17 protein-coding genes and 1 pseudogene are annotated in these 19,736 nt (G+C 70.8%); 8 read left to right on the forward strand and 10 right to left on the reverse strand.

Going from position 1 to position 19,736, the window contains the following annotated elements; genetic code table 11:
- Positions 1-6: 6 nt before the first annotated feature.
- From AAEP86_RS10380 to AAEP86_RS10410, 7 genes are all read right to left on the reverse strand, one after another.
- Positions 7-1,158, reverse strand: a complete 1,152-nt coding sequence (locus AAEP86_RS10380) for a hypothetical protein (protein WP_420367256.1) — start codon at positions 1,156-1,158, stop codon at positions 7-9.
- A gap of 162 nt (positions 1,159-1,320) precedes the next feature.
- Positions 1,321-2,007 carry an ATP-binding cassette domain-containing protein gene (locus tag AAEP86_RS10385; protein WP_420367257.1) on the reverse strand — a complete coding sequence of 229 codons (687 nt, stop codon included), beginning with the start codon at positions 2,005-2,007 and terminating at the stop codon, positions 1,321-1,323.
- A 67-nt stretch (positions 2,008-2,074) separates the two neighbouring features.
- On the reverse strand, positions 2,075-2,830 hold the full coding sequence (locus AAEP86_RS10390; protein ID WP_420367258.1) for a hypothetical protein: 756 nt from the start codon (positions 2,828-2,830) through the stop codon (positions 2,075-2,077).
- Positions 2,830-3,495, reverse strand: a complete 666-nt coding sequence (locus AAEP86_RS10395) for an ATP-binding cassette domain-containing protein (protein ID WP_420367259.1) — start codon at positions 3,493-3,495, stop codon at positions 2,830-2,832. Before AAEP86_RS10395 ends, AAEP86_RS10390 begins: the two co-directional genes overlap by 1 nt.
- A gap of 4 nt (positions 3,496-3,499) precedes the next feature.
- The gene (locus tag AAEP86_RS10400; protein ID WP_420367260.1) at positions 3,500-4,249 is read right to left on the reverse strand and encodes a hypothetical protein; all 750 of its coding nucleotides are present in this window, start codon (positions 4,247-4,249) and stop codon (positions 3,500-3,502) included.
- On the reverse strand, positions 4,236-5,189 hold the full coding sequence (locus tag AAEP86_RS10405; RefSeq protein WP_420367261.1) for a radical SAM protein: 954 nt from the start codon (positions 5,187-5,189) through the stop codon (positions 4,236-4,238). Before AAEP86_RS10405 ends, AAEP86_RS10400 begins: the two co-directional genes overlap by 14 nt.
- 61 nt (positions 5,190-5,250) lie before the next feature.
- Positions 5,251-5,376, reverse strand: coding sequence for a hypothetical protein (locus tag AAEP86_RS10410; RefSeq protein WP_420367262.1), 126 nt, complete (start codon positions 5,374-5,376; stop codon positions 5,251-5,253).
- Positions 5,377-5,499: 123 nt separating this feature from the next.
- On the opposite strand from AAEP86_RS10410, the gene AAEP86_RS10415 reads away from it, so the two are divergent.
- The gene (locus tag AAEP86_RS10415; protein ID WP_420367263.1) at positions 5,500-8,985 is read left to right on the forward strand and encodes a TM0106 family RecB-like putative nuclease; all 3,486 of its coding nucleotides are present in this window, start codon (positions 5,500-5,502) and stop codon (positions 8,983-8,985) included.
- Positions 8,986-9,036: 51 nt separating this feature from the next.
- The gene (locus AAEP86_RS10420) at positions 9,037-9,864 is read left to right on the forward strand and encodes a nuclease-related domain-containing protein (protein WP_420367264.1); all 828 of its coding nucleotides are present in this window, start codon (positions 9,037-9,039) and stop codon (positions 9,862-9,864) included.
- 14 nt (positions 9,865-9,878) lie between these two features.
- Here the strand turns inward: AAEP86_RS10420 and AAEP86_RS10425 are convergent.
- Both AAEP86_RS10425 and AAEP86_RS10430 read right to left on the reverse strand, forming a co-directional pair.
- Positions 9,879-10,481: pseudogene (locus AAEP86_RS10425) on the reverse strand (GOLPH3/VPS74 family protein); the annotation flags it as partial.
- A gap of 187 nt (positions 10,482-10,668) precedes the next feature.
- Complete coding sequence (locus AAEP86_RS10430; protein WP_420367265.1) at positions 10,669-11,493, reverse strand: HNH endonuclease family protein; 825 nt, start codon at positions 11,491-11,493, stop codon at positions 10,669-10,671.
- A gap of 127 nt (positions 11,494-11,620) precedes the next feature.
- On the opposite strand from AAEP86_RS10430, the gene AAEP86_RS10435 reads away from it, so the two are divergent.
- The 3 genes from AAEP86_RS10435 (at position 11,621) to AAEP86_RS10445 (ending at position 13,859) form a co-directional block, all read left to right on the forward strand.
- A complete protein-coding gene (locus AAEP86_RS10435; RefSeq protein WP_420367266.1) occupies positions 11,621-12,166 on the forward strand; it encodes a cysteine hydrolase family protein in 546 nt (181 codons plus the stop codon).
- A 183-nt stretch (positions 12,167-12,349) separates the two neighbouring features.
- Positions 12,350-12,997 carry a DUF4190 domain-containing protein gene (locus AAEP86_RS10440; protein WP_420367267.1) on the forward strand — a complete coding sequence of 216 codons (648 nt, stop codon included), beginning with the start codon at positions 12,350-12,352 and terminating at the stop codon, positions 12,995-12,997.
- A gap of 82 nt (positions 12,998-13,079) precedes the next feature.
- Complete coding sequence (locus AAEP86_RS10445) at positions 13,080-13,859, forward strand: aldo/keto reductase (protein ID WP_420367268.1); 780 nt, start codon at positions 13,080-13,082, stop codon at positions 13,857-13,859.
- Positions 13,860-14,002: 143 nt separating this feature from the next.
- Here AAEP86_RS10445 and AAEP86_RS10450 read toward each other — a convergent pair whose 3' ends face one another.
- Positions 14,003-17,479 carry an SNF2-related protein gene (locus AAEP86_RS10450; RefSeq protein WP_420367269.1) on the reverse strand — a complete coding sequence of 1,159 codons (3,477 nt, stop codon included), beginning with the start codon at positions 17,477-17,479 and terminating at the stop codon, positions 14,003-14,005.
- Positions 17,480-17,541: 62 nt separating this feature from the next.
- Between AAEP86_RS10450 and AAEP86_RS10455 the strand changes: the two genes are divergently transcribed.
- The 3 genes from AAEP86_RS10455 (at position 17,542) to AAEP86_RS10465 (ending at position 19,497) form a co-directional block, all read left to right on the forward strand.
- Positions 17,542-17,850: a hypothetical protein gene (locus tag AAEP86_RS10455; protein WP_420367270.1), complete on the forward strand. Its 309-nt coding sequence runs from the start codon at positions 17,542-17,544 to the stop codon at positions 17,848-17,850.
- Between the two features lie 112 nt (positions 17,851-17,962).
- Positions 17,963-18,412 carry a BLUF domain-containing protein gene (locus AAEP86_RS10460; protein ID WP_420367271.1) on the forward strand — a complete coding sequence of 150 codons (450 nt, stop codon included), beginning with the start codon at positions 17,963-17,965 and terminating at the stop codon, positions 18,410-18,412.
- A 35-nt stretch (positions 18,413-18,447) separates the two neighbouring features.
- Positions 18,448-19,497, forward strand: coding sequence for a BLUF domain-containing protein (locus AAEP86_RS10465; RefSeq protein WP_420367272.1), 1,050 nt, complete (start codon positions 18,448-18,450; stop codon positions 19,495-19,497).
- Positions 19,498-19,736 lie beyond the last annotated feature (239 nt).

Genomic DNA, 19,736 nt, shown 5'->3' on the forward strand with positions numbered 1-19,736 from the left:
CGATGCTCAACGCGTGATCCGAGATCCCCACAGTTCGCTCAGGAGGAAGACGAGCGCCGTCGTCGCGGTCAGCCCCGCAGCGACGGTGATCGGCACCACGAGGTCCGGCCAGCCGACCGTCCCGAGCGTGATCCCGACCGGTACCGCGAACAGCGCAGCCGCTCCGGCAGCGAGAGCGCCGACGACCGCACCGCTCCCGCCGAGAGCAACCGCGGCGACGAGGACGATCGAGGCCCTCGCCGACCACGACCACCCAGTCAGGGCCAGCGAGCGCAGGTCTCCACCGGTTCCGCGGCTCTGCGCGAAGGCGGCACCCACTGCCGCCCCGAGCGCGATCAGCAGCGTGGGACCGAGCGTGAGCGTCAGTTCGGACCAGGTCGCGCTGCTCGTCCCGCCTGGTTGCTCGAGGGTCGTCGCGATCGCTTGGCCGGAGACGATCCCGGTCGTCCCCGCGCTGACCGTCGCGATCGGTCCGAAGCGCTCCGCCCTCCGAGCGGCGAGCTGGAGCCCGACGACCAGCCAGAGTGGGCCACGGATAGCGGATCGTGCCGCGACACGGAGGGCTCCCCGGACCGCGTCCGCCGCGACGATCGTCGTCCCGATGACGAGACCGAAGGTCGCGGCCGACGACACCGCGAGCGCGCCCGCCGTCGTCCCCAGCGCGCCGAGCCGATCGGCCGCGACCGTCTGACCAGCGTGTCCGACGATGTCGATGAGTGCCGGTGCCGCGACGACGACGCCGACGGTGGGCAGCACGAAGAGGGCCGCGACTGCCGCCGCCGCGATCACCCTGGAACGGTGTCGATGAGCGGACGACCGGGTCGCTCCACTCCACCAGCCGCCGAGCGCGGGGAGGAGGAAGAGCGCGGTGAGCGAAGCGATCGTGCCGGCTCCGTGCGACGGCGACGGTGGAAGTGGAGCGAGCGCGAGGTCCGCGATGCCATGCGACCACGCGTCCGCGATCGGAGGCGCCGTGACCATGCCGACGGCGCATCCGATCGACGTGGTCGTGAGGAGGACGGCGGCTCCGCACCCGTGCACTCGAGTTCCGCCGCCGAGGACGCCGAGTCGCTCGATCTCCGGGCGGAGGGACCGCGCGAACGCGGACGCACAGAGGAAGACCGCCACCACGGCGACAGCCGACACAAGCAGCAGCACGGTCTCGACCGTGTCGGCAAGAGTGGGGTCATCGGACAGCAGGCGTGTTGCGCCGACCAGGACCCCGGCCGAGACGACGCACGGGACGGTGAGTCCGACGAGGAGTCCCGAGGGTAGGACGCGGGTCGACGGCGACCGTCCTGGCGAGCGCGATCGCGACGCTCATCGGCCGCGCATCAGCCGGTCGACCGCCAGCGGAGCGGCATTTTCAACGACGTCGGAGATCGTTCCGTCCCGGAACATGGCGAGCCGCTCTGACATCCTCGCGAGAGCGGGATCGTGGGTCACCACGAGGACGGTCCGGCCGGATGCGGCCACAGCGCCGAGGAGTTCCCGGACGGCATCCGCGGTGCCCGCGTCGAGTCCGGCTGTCGGCTCGTCGCAGCAGACGACCGGTGAGCCGCTCGCCACCGCCCGGGCGACAGCGACCCGTCTGCGCTCGCCGCCGGAGAGCTTGTCGGTCGTGGTCGCGAGGAGCCGCTCGTCGAGGTGCAGCGCCCGTGAGGTCGCGCTGAGGAGGGCGCGATCGGGCCGGCGCGCGAGGCGCTGTGCGAGTGCGATGTTCTCTGCGGCGGTCAGCGCATCGATGAGGTCCTCGGACTGCCGAGCAGTTGCCACGGTCCGTGCCCGCAGCCGCAACCGCACCCGGCGGGAAGCGGGATTGACCACGAGCTCGCCGATCCGAACCGCCCCGGACCTGATGGGCTCGATCCCCGTGAGGACGTCGAGGAAGGTGGACTTCCCCGCACCGGACGCGCCCACGATCGCCGTCAGAGCACCCGGCGGAACGTCGAGGTCGGCGCCGTCGACGGCCCTCCTGCCGGACCTGTCGATCGGACGGCTGCGCACTCCTCGAGCCGACATCCCGGTCATGGGACTGGCCGGACGGGAACGAGCTCTGTGACCGGTGATCGCATCACAGCGCGACGAAGTCGAAGCGGCGGAAGCGGCTGAGCAGGAGGACACCCAGCACGGTAGCGACAGCGACCGCCATGTTGAGGACGATCGAAAGACCCGCGATGGGCGGTACGAATCCTTCCGACGGCGCCGTCAGGATGATCGGCAGGATGTTCGCGTAGAGGTTGACCGACAGGAAATCGCCGCCGACCCCGATGAAGAAGAAGTCCGTTCCGGGAGCCCCCAGGCGCCAGAGGGCGATCGTCTGTCCGATCACCATGGCGACCAGCACGACGGTGAAGGTCGTGACCACCAGGTTGCGAGTGCGGAACACCTTCGACACCAACGCCGACAGGACGACGGTCGCCAGGTACGTGACGATCGAGAGTGCCTTCGCGACGACGTAGTAGGTGAAGACCGTCGGGGCTTCCGCACCTACGGCTTCGGCGATCGCTCCCGCACCGCCCCCGAGCGTCGCAGCGTGCAGCGCAACCAGGAAAGCTCCGAGGATCGTTGCCTTGGTACAGGCGCTTCGAAGCGGGCCGAACGCGCTGCAGTGGAGCAGGACGTCGTGCCCCAGTGCGAGGAAGCGCACGAGGTCAGCCGCGGCGTAGATGGCACTCGCGCACCACACGAGCATGCCGGTGAGGGTCTGGATGACCTCGAGGACCTGTTGCTGGGGGAAGAGTGCTGCCGCGACACTGGTGGTGACGGCCAGCCCGATCGTGACGGCGAAGAAGCCCGCGTGCTTGCGCAACTCGATGAGCCAGAGCATCAGGCCAGGACCTCCTTGATCTGTGCCTCGAGGGCTCCCGCCTCGGTCAAGCCGGTCCTGTCGACCTGGAGCAACACACGACCGTCATCGATCACGACGGCCTCGTCGAACAGCGACTCCAGACCCGCGATGAGGTGCGTCGAGATCAGGACGGTGGATCCGGGTTCTCGCTCCGTCCGGATGAGTTCGACAACCCTGTCGCGTGTCACCGGGTCGACCGCGGCCAACGGTTCGTCGAAGACGTACAGCGAGCACCTGCGAGCGAGCACGAGAGCGATGTGGACCTGCTCGGACATGCCCTTCGAGAGCTGTCGGACGCGCATCCTCTCCGACAGTCCCAGGATCCGGAGCAGCCGGTGTCCACGCTCGACGTCGAAGTCGGGCCAGAGCCGGGCGGCGAGCTGGATGCATGTCGAAAGGCGGAGCCACGGGTACCAGATCGGCACGTCGGGAAGGTACGCGATCGACCCAGCACACTGGACGCGGCCGCCGTGACGGCCGATGAGGCCGCAGATGACCCGCATCAAGGTGCTCTTGCCCGCGCCGTTCCGACCGAAGAGCCCGATCACCTGACCACTGCCGTCGATCCGGAGCTGGATGTCGTCAAGCGCGGTTCGTCGGCCGTACCGAACGGTGAGCGCGTCGATCGTGAGGAAGTTGTTCACGTGGTCACCCCAAGAGTGTGAGGACGAGGTGAGCGGCCGTCGCCGCGGCGACCATCACGCTCACGAGATGGATGAGGTTCAGCCAGGCGGGATTGCTCCGTATCCGCCGAGCGGCTGCTGTCCCGGAGAAGGCCAGTAAGACGCGGTACCCGTCCGAACCGAGTAGCGGGAGGAGGTTCCAACCGAGGAGGACGACCGTGATGTGGACAGCAGCGGTCACTGTCCCGCTGCTCCACACGAGGGCGTTCACCACCGAGACGAGCGAGAGGGTCGTGACGTTCGCCGCGATGCCAGCAAGATGAACGGCGACCTGCTCCGGGCGAGTCAGCATGATCGACTGCGACATCCGCACGTAGAGCGCTGGGAACACCCAGTGGTTCAACTTCACCCCGACGTGGTCGACTTCCTTGCCGAATGCACGGAGCACGACGACGTGTGCGGCCTCGTGGACGAGGATGCTCGCGACGAGGACGAACCCCGTGCCGGTGATGAGTGCAACACCGGGTCGTACTTCGATGCTCGTCGTCGCGAGCAGCGCGAGCCATCCTCCGATGACGGTCGCAGTGAAGATTGCGGCGGCAGGCAGCGTGATCCGTTCAGGCCGTTCCTGCAGGGCACCTCGCACGTCGTCGGGCAGCTTCTCGGCAGACGTCCGGAGGTAGCGTGATCGGAGGCGGTCGTGCACCACGGCTTCGTTCCCGCTCACCCGGATCTCGCAGTTCTGGTCCGCGAAGAACCGGTCACGTGGTCGCACGGTTCCGCGCCAAGTACTCGTCGACCAGCGGTCGGATGGCTTCCACCGCGGTCCGATCGCGGAAGATGATCGAACAGAGCTCGCAGGGGGACACGACTTCGGTCACCGTTGCCGCAGGGGAGTCGGGAGCGGCAGACCTGATGGCGTCGAGGAACCAGCGGAATCCCTCGCGTCGGAGGATGCCGAGCAGAGCGTTCCGCTCAACGCGTCCGACGAGTTCACGGACGTCTTCATCGACGCGGCCCAGGGTCATGTCCGTGTCGAAGATCGACGGGGAACAGCACGGGTAGACGAAGCCGTCGTTGTGGAAGATGACCTGCGTCCCGGGGCAGTAGAGCATGCCCTCCGTGATCGGCCGACGTCGGAACTCTGAGTCCTCCAGATGGCGGGCCTCTCCAGCCGGAACGACCGGGAACTTCGTCACTTGGATCCCATCGAGGCTGGCGCCGAGTTCCTGGAGCAGACCAGACGCGTCCTTCGTCGTGCTGACGCACACGTTCACGACGATCCGAATCCGTCGGTCCCGCGCCGCTTCGAGGATGTTGCGGATGCGGTCGACGGAGATGTACTGCGAGTGGAAGTCGTCGAAGCTCACGGTGAGCTCACGGAGTCCAGATTCCTCGAGCTCCGACAGGACCCGATCGGCTGCCCGCTGGGTGACCCCCCAGAAGCCGTTCGTGACACACGAGACTCCGCGCCCGGCGGCGGTGATCCGTCCGATGAGCTGAACGGTCCGTCGCCGCCTGATCAGTGGTTCGCCGCCGGTGAGTCCGATCTCGCGCACTTCCGGACAATCAAGCAGCTGGTCGACGATCCGGTCGACGAGCTGGTCGTCGAGGTTCGCAGTCGCATCCGGTGAACTACTCACACAGCAGTGCGCGCACCGCGCATTGCACTTCGAATCGAAGTTGATGCCGACACTCCAACGGGGTGTGGTCATGATGGTTCCTTGCCGTCAGTGGTGTCGAGGGACTCCCCGCCCCGACCTGACGGATGGTCGATCAGCCGCCGATGATCACACCGCCGCCTTGTCCGACGACGAAGTACCAAAGGTCGTCGACCACTTCGAGCTCGGCGACGGTGTCGTCGAGTACGAAGCTCTCGAGCATGCTCTTGGTGCTGTCCATGTGCCCCCTCCTTCCCGGGTCTCGATCGTGGTGGCCGAGGCGGGGATGACGACAACCTAGCGAAAAGTACGTCAGATGTGAAATGACACCTCGAGTGTCGGATGCGCACCCTAGATTCGAGCCATGCAGATCACCGAGGGACAGGTCCTGCTCAGCCCGAGCGACCTGAGCACGTGGGCCGCGTGCGAGTGGGCCTTCCTCCGCCGCCTTGACGTGAAGCTCGACCGCGGCGGGCCCCTGCCCGACGAGCACGACGACATGCTCGAACGCACCGCCCGCCTCGGGGACCAGCACGAGCTCGACTACCTCGAGATCCTCAAGCGAACCCACGACGTCGTCGAGTTCGACCGTCCGGTCCCGCAGGACTACGCCCGCGCAGCCGAGCAGGCGAGGAGCGCGTTCCGCGACGGTGCCGACGTCCTCTACCAACCGACCTTCCACGCACCGCCGACCGCGGCAGCCCCGGGCTTTATCGGCTTCGCGGACTTCATCATCCGCAACGACCGCGGCCAGTACGAGGTCTACGACACCAAGCTCGCACGCCACGCCAAGATCAGCGCCCTGCTCCAGCTCGCCGCCTACGCCGAGCAGATGCAGGCGCACGGCATCCCGACCGGCGAGCAGGTTCACCTGGTGCTCGGCGACCGGACGACCACCACGCACGACCTCGCCGACATCGCGCCGGTGTACCGCACGCAGCGCGCCGAATTCGAGCGGGTCATCGCCGAGCGGATGCAGGAGCACGAGGAACTGCAGTGGGGCGACCCCCGCTACTCCAGCTGCGGCCGGTGCGCGATCTGCCAGACCCAGGTCGAGGAGCACCGCGACCTGGTCCTCGTCGCCGGCATGCGCCTCGACCAGCGCACGAAGCTGATCCGCGCCGGGGTGCGAACGATCGACGACCTGGCGGACCGCACCGCGGGCGTGCCGGGCATGTCGCGGAGCACGCAAGATCGGTTGGTCCGTCAGGCGCGCCTCCAGACAGAGACGGAAGCAACGCGAGCCGCCAAGCCTCGCTTCGAGGTCCTCGATCCGCGCGCGCTCGACGCGATTCCCGCACCCGACGCCGGCGACGTCTTCTTCGACTTCGAAGGGGACCCCCTGCACACCGAGGACGGCGTGCACTGGGGCCTCGACTACCTCTTCGGCCTGGTCGACGACCGTGCCGAGTTCACCGCGTTCTGGGCGCACACGATCCGTGACGAGCGACAGGCGCTCGTGGACTTCCTCGCGTTCATCGCGGAGCGCCGCGCGCAGTACCCGGGCATGCACATCTACCACTACGCCGCGTACGAGCGGACGCACCTGCTCTCCCTCGCCGCCCGGCACGGCGTGGGGGAGGACGACGTCGACGACCTGCTCCGCGCGGGCGTCCTCGTCGACCTGTACCCGATCGTCCGCAAGGCCCTGGTGGTCGGCAGCCGCAGCTACTCGATCAAGAAGCTCGAGCCGCTGTACATGGGCGAGGACCTCCGCCTCAGCGACGTCACGAACGCCGCCGACAGCATCACCGCGTACGTCGAGGCGATCGAGGAACTCCGCAACGGCGACCCCGCCACCGGCCAGCGCATGCTCGATCAGGTCGCCGACTACAACGCCTACGACTGCCGCTCGACCCTGCGGCTCCGCGACTGGCTGCTCTCGCTCCGGCCTCCGCGCACGGAGCCCAGGACCGAGGACACGGAACTCCTGCCGCCGATCCCCGTCGAGCGCGAGCCGAACCCCGTGTACACGGCCCTCGCCGCGCAGATCGCGGATGTCGACCCCCTCGACCGAGACGCCGACCAGACCGCCCTGGCGCTCGCGGCCGCCGCGATTGACTACCACCGCCGCGAGGCCAAGACCTTCTGGCAGGACCACTTCGACCGCCTCCGCAACCCCGTCGACGACTGGGCGGACACGCGCGACGTCCTCGTCGTCGAGCGCGCGTCGGTCGAGCGGGACTGGGACACGCTGCCGCGTGCCCGCTCGCAGTCACGAGAGCTCCGATTGTCGGGGACGCTCGCGCCCGGCTCGAAGCTCCGGCCTGGAGGCACGCCCCACCTCGTCTACGACGACCCGCTCCCGCCCTCGGTCACCGCTCCGGCGCCGGGGTCGAAGGGCGCGTCGGCGCGCGCCGTCATCCTGGACACCGTCGACAACGGCGACGCGTTCGAGGTGCTGATCAAGGAGAGCCTGCCGGTCGGCGGCGGCGAGCCGCACCACGACGTCCCGGTCGCGCTCGCGCCGGCCGCCCCACCGCGCGCCAAGCCGCAGCCCGAGGCGATCGCCGAGTGGGGGCAGGAGGTCCTCGACGCCCTGCCGGCGATGCTGCCCGACCCGGCGCTCGACCTGCTCCGCCGGGTGCCGCCGCGTGGTCCGGTCGTGCCGGTGCAGGGCGACGACACCGTGTCGGCCGTCGTGGCGACGCTGCTCGGGCTCGACCGGTCGCACCTGGCGATCCAGGGTCCTCCCGGCACGGGCAAGACGTACGTCGGCTCGAACGTCGTCGCGCGGCTCGTCCGCGAGCACGGCTGGCGCGTCGGGGTCGTCGGGCAGTCGCACGCGACGTCGGAGAACTTCCTCGACGCGGTCGTGCGTGCGGGCGTCGCATCGGACCGCGTGGTGAAGGTGCCGAAGTCCGGTGCGACCGAGGACGAGTTCGACGCCGCCGCGTGGACGCCGGTGAAGAACAACGCCGCGGTCGCCGCGTTCCTGTCGTCGTGCGCGGAGACGGGCACCGGGGGAGTCGTCGGCGGGACGGCCTGGACCTTCGCGAACGAGGGGACGATCCCGCGGCGCTCCCTCGACCTGCTCGTGGTCGACGAGGCCGGACAGTTCTCGCTCGCCCCGACCATCGCGTCGTCGATCGCCGCGCAGCGCCTGCTGCTGCTCGGGGACCCGCAGCAGTTGCCGCAGGTCTCGCAGGGCTCCCACCCGGAGCCGGTGGACCAGTCTGCGCTCGGCTGGCTGACCGACGGGGCGCACGTGCTGCCGGCCGAGTTCGGCTACTTCCTCGCCCGGACCCGTCGGATGGAGCCGGCGCTCACGGCGTCGGTGTCCTCGTTGTCCTACGACGGGCAGCTCGCGTCGATGGTCTCCGGACGGCACCTCGACGGCGTCGACCCCGGCGTGCACGCGGTTCCGGTGGCGCACGTCGGGAACACGACGTCCTCGCTCGAGGAGGCAGCTCGCGTGGTGCAGCTCGCCCAGGACGTCGTCGGGCGCCGGTGGGTCGACGGCGACGTGTCGCGCGACCTCACCGACGAGGACGTCATCGTCGTGGCGCCCTACAACGCCCAGGGCGCGGTGATCCGGCAGGAACTCGACCGGGCCGGCATGCGCGGCACTCAGGTCGGTACCGTCGACATGTTCCAGGGGCGCGAGGCCGTCGTGTCGATCGTCTCGCTGGCGGCGTCGAGCGCTGCCGACATCCCGCGCGGACTCGACTTCCTGCTCATGCCGAACCGGTTGAACGTCGCGTTGTCCCGGGCGAAGTGGGCGGCGTACCTCGTGTACTCGCCGGCGCTCACCACGGGGCTGCCGCCGTCGATCGCGGGGCTGTCACTGCTGTCCCGGTTCATCGAGCTCGTCGAGCCGCGCGACCGGGGCGCCGCGGCCGGCCGCTGACGCCAGAACGAGGGCTGGTCCGCCACCGAACGCTCCTGGGAACGTGGAGGCATGGGGGAAGCGAAGGGCGGCGCGCAGCCGACGCTCCGTGCACGGAAGCCCGGCTACGCGGTCATGCAGGAGTGTCTCGCGATCCAGTCCGCGGCTCCGGCGCGCACCGGATGGCAACGGTTCTGGGGGCACGACCCGCTGCACGACGACGCGCGCTCCTGGTTCAAGGGCGCGGTCGGCGAGCGTGACGTCGCCCGGGCGCTCGACGCGCTCGGGCCGGAGTACACGGTCCTCCACGCGGTGCCCGTGGGGAAGCGGTCGACCGACATCGACCACGTCGTCGTCGGTCCCACCGGGGTCTTCTCGATCAACACGAAGAACCACGGCGGTCAGCGGGTGTGGGTCGGCGGACGCACCCTCACGGTGGCGGGGCAGCGCACGCCGCACGTGCACCGCGCGGTCGCCGAGGGTGAGCGCGCGACCGCGCTGCTCTCCGCCGCGGCCGGGCGACCGATCCTCGTGCAACCGGTGCTGGTCGTGGCGGCGGCATCGCTGCGGTTCGGCGACACCCCGCCGGCGGTCGTGACGCTCGACCCGGGACAGGTCCGCGGTTGGATCACCGGCCTGCCGCGCGTGCACTCGGACGAAGCGGTGCGCTACCTCGGGATGCTCGCGGAGGAGCGACGGACCTGGCACGTCGACGCGGTCGTGCTCAACGACACCCTGCGGCACGTGCAGCGGTTCGAGCGGCTCGAACGGGAGATCGACGAGGCCCGCCGCCGCCGCGCGGTCCTGCGGAAGGGGCGCGTGGTCGCGGGGCTCGCGGTGCCGGCCGGAGCGCTCCTCGGCTACTGGTGGGCGACGGCGGCGATCTCGTTGGGATCCTGACCTGCGCCGGTGCGTCAGCTCGTGGTCGCCGTGGTCGCAGCCGTCGTCGTCGCAGCCATGACCCCCGCCATCATCGCCGCGGTCTGGATGTCGGCGAGCACCGCGCGCACGGCTGGCGTCGCCCACTCGCCCTCGCTGATCGACCGTACGAGGCGCTTGTCCACCCGCCCGAACTGGTCCCGCAGCGTGTTCGTCGCGTCGAGCAGGCCGATCAGCGCCGCGAGGGAGGCGGTCGGCGCCGTGCGCTGCGCCAGGACGTCGGCAATGACGGCCCGGACGCGCGCCTCGGGGCCGCCGTCGCGTTCGGGGTGGCGGGTCGTGGTGAACAGGACGAGGGTGGTGCGCTGCTCCTCGATGACGACGCCGAGCTGCACGAGGCCGGCCAGCATCGCGTCACGGAGCGGCCGCTTCGCGAGGCGCTGCACCCACCACTTCGCCTTCCGCGGAGTCCCGGAGACCGAGAACACCGAGCGCACCTGGTCGAGCACACCGTCGAGGGCGACGTCACCGGTCGGTGCACCGGTCGCGATCCCGACGCGACCACCGTCGAGCGTGATCGACCCGCGGAGCGCGAGGTCGGCGAGCGCGGCACCGGCGAGTCCGAGGTCGAGCCGTTGCCCATCGGTACTGCGACGTCAGTCGGGTGCGAGCTGGAGCAGCGCGAACGCCTGGGGGATGGTCAGCGACTCAGCCATGCAGGCATCGTGCCATGCGGGGCGCAGCCGCGCCGCGCCTCCAGGCCGCCGGGCAGCACCGACGGAAGCCGCCGCACAGCGCTGCCGGAGCCCGTCGCGTCGGCGCCGGTCAGCAGCCGTCGAGCACCCGGGCGATCGCGTCCCGCTCCGCAGGCACGACCCACAGCCGGTACTTCGCCTTCACGGCCACCTGGTGCTCGACGTACGTGCACCGGAATGACTTCGCCGCCGGCAGCCACGTCGCGGCGTCACCGGAGCGCTTCTGCGCGTTCGAGTGCCCGTCGACCGCGAAGAGGTTCTGCGGGTCGTTCGCCAGGGCCTCGCGTTCGGCCTGCGAGAGCTGCTGCGCACCGGTGCGCCACGCGTTCTCGAGGGCGACGACGTGGTCGATCTGCACGAGGGTCGACGTCCGGTTGCCGCGCACGAAGTGGACGGTGTCGCCCGTGTACGGCGACACGAGCGTGCCGGTGAGGACCGTGCACGGCCCCTTCCTCGTGATGCCGTCGAGGTCGCGGGCGAGCACGTCGTTCCGGGTGTCGCAGCCGTTGTGGTCGACGTCGAGCCATGCGGTGCCGAAGTCGCCCTCGCGGTCGTAGCCGGTCGCCGGGGCCTTCCCCTTGACGGGCAGCGCCGCGAGCGCGGTGCGGGCAGTGGCCGCCGCAGACGCCGTCCGCTCCGACGCGGCGCCGGTCGCGGCCGGACTGGAGGCGCGGCTCGACCCCGGTGCGTCGGGTTCCGTCGTGACGGTGGGTGCGTCCGTCGCGGCGGGGACGGTCGCCGCGGGTGCGTCGTCCGCGTCGGGGCCGAGCGCCCCGGTGGTCGCCTCCGGGCCGAGCACCCCGGTGGTGTGGAGGGCGTAGCCGCCGACCGCGAGGGCGAGGGCGACGATGACGGACGCGAGGGTGGTGCGGGTACGGCGTCGGCGTGACGTCATGCGGGGTGTGGCTCCTGGTGGTGCGGTGGTGCGGTGGTGCGGTGGTGCGGCCCGGCGGGACCGGGGACGATCCTCCCGCGGAGGACCGACATCGACCGCGCACGACACCGGCGTAGCGTCCACTGTCGTGAGCAGCGCACTCCTCGTCATGGACTACCAGAACAGCATCGTCGAGCGACTCGGCACCGAGGAGGGCCTCGCAGCGGCGACCGCAGCGGTGTCCGCCGCCCGCGAGCGTGGTATCCCGGTCGTCTTCGTCCGCGTGGCGTTCCGGCCCGGCGCACCCGAGGTCGCGAGCGCCAACAAGATGTTCAGCGGCATGCGGGGGCGTGCCGCGTCCCAGACGCCGGACGCGTCCGAGGTCCACGCCGCGTTCGGGGTCGGCGACGACGACCTCGTCGTGACGAAGCTGCGGGTGAGTGCCTTCGCCGGCTCCGACCTCGAGGTGCTGCTCCGCGGCCTCGAGGTCCGGGACCTCGTGCTGGCCGGCATCGCCACGAGCGGCGTCGTCCTGTCGACGGTGCGGCAGGCGGCCGACCTCGACTTCGGCCTGACGGTGCTGTCGGACGCGTGCGTCGACGCGGACCCCGAGGTGCACCGGGTCCTGGTCGAGAAGGTGTTCCCGCGGCAGGCCGAGGTCCGCACGACGGCGGAGTGGACCGCGTCCCTCTGATCCAAGCCGGACCACTGGGGTCGTGTTGCCCCTCACGCGATCGCGAGCTGCTGAGACCGCGTGCCGGCGGGGCCGAGTCGATGTTTCACCCGCGGATTCTGGAGGTGACCCCGGAAAACACTTTGAGCATCCCCAGAAAGGGGGCTTCGAGTGCATGTCAGCTTTTGCCAGCATTGACCCACCATGAGCGACCTTCAAAATCCCCCGGCCTACGCGGGCTCTCCCGCCCCGCAGCCTGACTCGAAGCGCGGCAACGGCTTCGGTGTCACCGCCCTCATCCTCGGCATTCTCACGATCGTCGGCTTCGCGATCCCCTTCGCGAACTACGTGGCGATCGCGACCGGTGTTGCGGGGATCGTGTTCGCCATCATCGGTCTCATCGCGAAGAACCGAACTCGCGGGACGTCGATCGCAGGGCTTGTCCTGTCGGTGATCGGCCTGATCCTCTCGATCATCATGGTGGTCGTCTACTCCGCGATCTTCTTCGCTGCGTCGAAGGCGGTGGACGACACGAACAAGGCCGCAGCGACCGAGCACACCGTCGTCTACACGGTGACGGGCGACAGCACCGACTCCTCCATCACCTGGGCGACATCCACCGACGGCGACGGCGGTAGTGAGCAGGCATCAGGGGCGAAGCTGCCGTGGACAAAGGAGGTCAAGGTCAAGGGATCGTCGAAGGGGCTGAACTTCAACAGTTTCACCGTGACGGCAAGCAACGGGACGACCGGTGGCGAGATCACCTGCGAGATCAAGGTCGACGGGAAGGTTGTTTCGACCAAGTCCGCGTCCGGCGAATACGCCTCAGCGACCTGCTCCGGGTCGAACTGAACCGTTGATCGGACGTCGATGTCACCGTGCTTCGGGACGGTGCCGTCGATGCTTCGGAGCACCGACGGCGTAGACACGGTGCATGACCGATTACGCGAACCCGTCCGTGTCCGTCACCGGTGGATCGATGCCGCTCCTGGGCTTCGGCACCTGGCAGATCCCGGACGCCGACGCCCCCGCCGCGGTGGGCTCGGCGCTCGAGGCCGGCTACCGGCACATCGACACCGCCACGGGCTACAGCAACCAGCGCGGCGTGGGCAAGGCGATCGCCTCGTCCGGCCTCGCCCGCGACGACGTGTTCGTCACCACGAAGCTGCCGCCGGACAACGCCGACCGCGTGCGCGCGACCATCGAGGAGAGCCTCGACCAGCTCGGCCTCGACCACCTCGACCTGTGGCTCGTGCACTGGCCGCCGAACGGTGAGGCCCGGCCGGACGTGTGGGAGCAGGTCGTGCAGGCGCAGGCCGACGGCTTCACCCGTGCCGTGGGCGTGAGCAACTACTCGCTCGCGCAGATCGACGAGCTCGTCTCGGCGACGGGCGCGACCCCGGCCGTGAACCAGATCAAGTGGAGCCCCGCCGAGTACGACCGTGCCGTCGCCGACGGCCTGTCCGAGCGCGGCGTCGTCCTCGAGGGCTACAGCCCGTTCAAGGCGAGCAACCTGCAGGACCCGACCCTCGTCGAGATCGCCGGCGCGCACGACGTCGACACCGCCCAGGTGATCGTCGCGTGGCACGTCGCGCACGAGTTCGTCGTCATCCCGAAGTCGTCGAACCCGGAGCGGATCGCCTCGAACGCGGCGGGTGCCCGCGTCGAGCTCAGCGCCGACGAGGTCGCACGGATCGACGCCCTCGGGCACTGACGCCGCCCGCGCGAGGCCTCCGGCGTCGCAGCGCACAACCGAAGTCACGCCGAACCGTGCACCGCCGCGGTTCGGCGTGACTTGCCTTGTGCGGCGGCATCGCGCCTCACGGACGGCGCACCGCCGGGCGCGCGCCGGCGGCATCACTCCAGTAGCGAGCGGATGTCGTCGGCCGTCAGGTCGTCGGCGAACAGGGCGTCGTCGTCGATCATGGTGGCGAACAGCTCCGCCTTCTTCGCCGCCAGCGCGAGGACCTTCTCCTCAATGGTGTCCTCGGCGATGAATCGCTGCACGTTGACCGAACGGGTCTGCCCGATGCGGTGCGTGCGGTCGACCGCCTGGTTCTCGGCGGCCGGGTTCCACCACGGGTCGAGCACGAACACCGTGTCGGCCTCGGTCAGGGTCAGGCCGAACCCGCCGGCCTTGAGCGAGATGAGGAACGCGGGGGCGCTGCCGTTCCGGAAGCGGTCGATGACCTCGGGCCGGCGCCTGGTCGAGCCGTCGAGGTACTCGTAGCCGATGCCCCGCGCGTCGAGCGCCGCCGACACCATGCGCAGGAACGACGTGAACTGGCTGAACACCAGGGCCCGACGGCCCTCGGCGGCGAGCTGCTCGAGTTCGTCGAGCAGCAGGTCGAGCTTGGCGGACGGCACCGGCTCGTCCTCGGGAGCAGGATCGGTCGTCGCCACCAGCGCCGGCGACAGGGCGAGCATCCGCAGCAGCGTCAGGGACCGGAAGACGATCATCCGGTTCCGGGCGAGGTCGTCGATCAGGTCGAGCACCTTCAGGCGCTCCCGGTTCAGCGTCCGCTCGTAGAGCGCCCGGTGGTCCGGGTCGAGCGTCACCCGGACGACCTGTTCCTGCTTCGGCGGCAGGTCGGCGGCGACGCTCTCCTTGGTCCGTCGGAGCATGAGCGGCCGGATCCGACGCCGGAGCCGCTCGGTGAGCTCCTGCCGGGCGGCCCCACGCAGGTCGGGGGAGGCGAGCGGCTTCACGTAGTCGTCGCCGAACCGCGACCACGAGGAGAGCAGCCCCGGGGCGACGACGTGGAACAGCGCCCAGAGGTCGGTCAGCCCGTTCTCGAGCGGCGTCCCCGTGATCGCGAACTTCACCGGCGCGCGGAGGTCGACGGCGGCACGGTGGGTCTGCGACTGCGGGTTCTTCACGAACTGCGCCTCGTCGAGCACCAGCGCCGACCACGCGAGGTCGGTGTAGGCGGTGGCGTCGAGCCGGAGCAGGGCGTACGAGGTCACGACCACGTCCGCGCCGGCCGCTGCCCGCGCCACCCGGTCCGGGGCCTTCAGTGAGGTCGCCGTCACCGTGGTCACCCGGAGCGAGGGCGTGAACTTCCCGGCCTCGGCCGCCCAGTTGCCCACGACCGAGGTCGGTGCGACGACGAGGAAGGGCGGCGCCTCCGGCGAGGCCTGCCGGGCGGCGGCGATCGTCGCGAGCACCTGCAACGTCTTGCCGAGACCCATGTCGTCGGCGAGCACGCCCCCGATGCCGTGCGACAGCAGGAACGACAGCCAGGCGTACCCGGCGTGCTGGTACGGCCGGAGCTCCGCGTGCACCGTGTCCGGCACCGCGACCGACGTGGGCGGGGTCGCCCCGAGCAGCCCGGACGCGATCGTCTGCCACCGCTCGTCGTGCGTGGTCTCGTCGGCGAGCTGGTCGAACTCGGACCAGATCCCCGCCTGCAGCGGCGTCACCGTCATCGGCTGGTCGGGCTCCCACTCGTCGAGGTCCCTCGCCTCGTCGATGAGCTCCTTGAGCCGGTCGAACGCCGGGTCCGCCAGCGACAGGTACGAGTTGTCGACGAGCTTCATCCGCCGGTCGCGCTTCGCGAGCGCCCGGAGCAGCGGCGTGAACGGCACCTGGCGGCCGTTCACGGTGACGAAGATGCCGAGGTCGAACCAGTCGTGCTTGTCGGACGGCATGGTCGTGACCCGGATGTGCGGCCGTCCGGTCAGGCGCTCGTAGTCGACGCGCTCGCCCTGCACCACGGTGCGGACGCCGAGCGCGGGGAGTGCCGGCAGCAGCTCGTTCGCGAAGACCGCGACGTCGGCGCCGTCGATGGTGCCGTCCGCGAACCAGGCCAGACCACCGCCCGGGCCGGGAGGCGCGGCTCGGCTCGCGTCGTCGGCCGCGGGCACCGAGGCGGTCGGCTCCACCGCGACCGCCCGGGCCGCCGGGGCGGTCACCGCTGCGACGTCGTCGCCTTCGGACGCCAGGCCGGTCGTCGCTGCAACTCCGTCGTCCTCGATCGCCGGGGTGGTCGCCGGCGCTGTCGGCTCCGCGGCCTCGTCCGCCGCACGGAGGCCGCCGAGGTCCGGCAGCGGCCCGTGCAGCGCGACGGGGTCCTTCCGCCCGTCGACGTGCCAGCGCCACTGCAGGTGCACGCGGTCGTCCGTGCGGGGAGCACGCGCCGGCTCGAAGGTCGCGGTCAGCACGAGTTCCGGTGGCGTGCGCTCCGGGAGCTCGATCGACCCGTCCGAGCTCACCAGGCCGAGCGCCCCGCGCAGCCGCGGCGACCAGTCCGCCAGGAACTCGTCCACCTCGTCGCGGGGGACGGTGATGCGGCTGCCCTCGACGAGCATCCGGCGCTGGTCCTCGGGCACCGGCGCGGGCGTCGGAGCGAACGTCACGTGGAACTCGGGGCTCTCGCGGAAGGCGTAGACCCCGTGGTCGCCGATCATCCGCGCGGCCCCGTCGGCGATCGGCCGGCCGTCGAGGACCGCGCTCGCCCCGATCACCAGTCCGCCGTCGTGGCTGGCGGCGTCTAGGAGCACGCGTGCCTCGGCGCCGAGGACCGCCCCGCCCTCGCGCTTGCCGGTGACGAACGCGACGCCGAGGGCGCGCGCCTGCCCGAGCAACGGCCAGAGCAGGGGGCTGCCGAAGTCGTCGAGGTGGATCCAGTCGGCCTCGCCCGGCATCCCGGCGAGCTGCCCGGCACGGTGCAGGGCCGCGAACTGCAGGAACCAGCCGTGCTGCTCGGCGCTCAGGCCGAACCGGTTCATGGAGTAGGGGAGCGTGCCCCACGTCAGCTGCCCGCGGACCCAGTTGCCGGCGTCACTCCGGGTCACCGGACGCACGCCGAGCCGCACCGACCGCGAGGCCGTCGGCAGCGCACGGCCCGTCGCCCGCGCGCGCGACGCGAGCCGGGCGGACACCGCGTCACGCAACTCGAACTGCAGACCCATGGGGGTGCCCTGCGGGGTGACCACCTGTTCGTCGTCACCGGCGAGGCGGGCGAGGTCGTGCCTCCAGTCCGAGGGCGGCGGAGCCGGCGCTTCCGGGCGCGGGCCGGCCGCAGCGGCGAGTGCACGGGCATTGACGGTGAGGAGCGCAGCGGCCACGTGCTTGCACTCGCCGCGGAGCGGGCAGCTGCACGAGCTGCGCGCCGGACGCACGAACTCACCGCGCGCCGGGGTGGTCTCGATCCGGACCTCGTACGGGTCGTCCGCCGATCCGGAGACGGTCGCCGTGACCGTGCCGTCGTCGTCGTGCCACGCGGCGTCGTCCACCAGGCCGGCGCGCACCAGGTCGCGGGCACGGCCGAACGCCTGCGGACCGACGAACCGGATGACGTCCACGGCGTCGATCATCGGGGCAGCTGGCACGCGACGAGTCTGCCAGGTGCCACCGACCGAGACCCCCGGCGCGGCCGAGCCATACTGGGACGGTGACGACCATGCGAGGCGAACTCCGATCGACGGCCACCCGTGAGTCCGAGGGCAGCGGCGACGACATCGAGGCCGCTCGGCAGGCCGCGATCGCGGCGCTCGACCTGGACGGCTTCGAGCTGCAGCAGATCAACGCCGTCACGAGCAAGGCGACCGGCGAGACGACGGTCCGGGCGGTCGCCCGGGCGCGGGACACCCGGCCGCACGAGGCGACGGGGAAGGACTACCAGGACGCGCTCCGGGCCTTCCGTGCGTCGATCCCCGAGGGGTGGCAGGCGCAGAACGTGCGTGAGGTGCGCGCAGGGTAGCTCGGTGCTCGCTGGCCTTCCGCAGGCGTCCTGCCGGACCGGCCCGTTCTGGGGGCGTCGGATCCGGCCGATCCGGGGCAGGATCGGTCTCGGTCCGTCCGGAGGGAGTCGCATGCTGCAGTCACTGGTCTACATGAGTTCGGCGTCCGAGCCGTTCGACGCCGACGAGCTCGAGGCGGTGCTCGAGCACGCGCGCACGCGGAACACCGCCGACGGCCTGACCGGGCTGCTCGTGCACCGCGCCGGCCGCTTCATGCAGCTCCTCGAGGGGCCGTACGACGCCGTGATCGCGACGTACAGCCGCATCGTCGAGGACCCGCGCCACGAGGAGGTCCGGCTGCTCGTCGAGGAGACGATCCACACGCGGCGCTTCCCGGAGTGGTCGATGGCGTACGACCGGGAGTCCGACGGGGTCGAGGTCCCCGAGGGCTTCAGCGGGTTCCTCGCGCAGGGGGACCAGAGCGCCGACACGAGCAGGCCGCGGGAGCTCCTCCGCTGGTTCCGGAACCACCCGATGGCGGACCCGACCGCGGCGAAGGGGAAGCACCGGCGCGAGGAATGACCGCGCCGTTCCGACACGATCCCGCAGGAGGCACCGTGCGATCGCTCGTCTACACCAGCACCCAGACCCGCCCGATCACCGACACCGAGCTCGCGCAGATCCTCGCTGTGGGCCGTGAGAAGAACGCACGCCTCGGGGTGACCGGGGTCCTCGCGCACAAGGGCGACAACTGCATCGGGATCATCGAGGGCGAGGACGACGTCGTCGGGGCCCGCTTCGAACAGGTCCGGATCGACCCGCGGCACACGAAAGTCCGGGTCCTCCTCGACGAACCCGTCGCGCGGCGGTCCTTCCCGGACTGGTCCATGGCCTTCCAGGCGCTCGACCCGCTGATGGAGGAGGTCCCCGGCTTCCGTGACCTCTTCACCGCCCGCCAGCCGACCGAGCCGGGCTTCGGGGCATCGCGGGCACGCGCACTCCTCGACTGGTTCGACCGCCACCCGCTCGGCCCGCTCACCAACCAGGACGCCCACGACGAGGAGGTCCCGCGCACCCGAGTGCTCAACGCGGCGATCGCGACCGTCCACGACGACGGGGTCTCGCGCTTCTCGGTGGAGGGGGTCGCCGAGCGGGCGGAGCTGTCCGTCGACGACGTCCTGCACCTCTTCCCCTCGCACCACGCGCTGCTCGCGGCGACCGTGATGCGCTGGACCCGCGCGGTCTCGGCGCCCCTGTTCCCGGTCGAGGCCGAGAAGGGTACCGTCGCGTACCTGCACGCGTTGCTCGTCGCGCACGCCGAGGAGCCGGCGCTCATGCGACTGGTGGCCTCGTCCCTCGCGACCTCGACGGACCCCTCCACCGACGGCGCCGACTACTACCGCTCCGCGTACCTGCAGTTCCGCGAGACGATCCGCCAGGCGCTCGCCGAGGACGTCCGTTCCGGTCGCGAGCCAGCGACGATGGACCCCGTGCGCGGCGCGCAGCAGCTCCTGGCCCTGTACGACGGGCTGCGGCTGCAGTCGCTCCTGACGACCGACACGGACGTCGTCGATGCGTTCGACCGAGCCGCCGCGCGGATGCGCCGTGGCTGGGCGGAGCACTACGAGCAGCCGTCGTACTGGGACATCCCGGTGGCGGGCACCTGACCGGTCCTGGCCGGAGAACGCGCGTTCCCCGTTGTGGGGGTACCTTGCGTGGGCGGACACTGCTTGCATGGGCTGCGAGCGGTCGAGTCGATCTGCACTCCTGCTCGTTGTCGGTCGCTCCCTCGGGGTGACCACGCCAGGAGTGCCGCCGTGTCGATTCGGGTTCGACGCGGCGGCAGTTCCGGGTGTGGCGGCGGTTCCGGGGGCGGTGGCGGTTCCGGGTGTGGCTGGTCGCGGTG

Origin of the sequence: Curtobacterium sp. L1-20, from assembly GCF_048755855.1 — a bacterium.
Taxonomy (GTDB): domain Bacteria; phylum Actinomycetota; class Actinomycetes; order Actinomycetales; family Microbacteriaceae; genus Curtobacterium.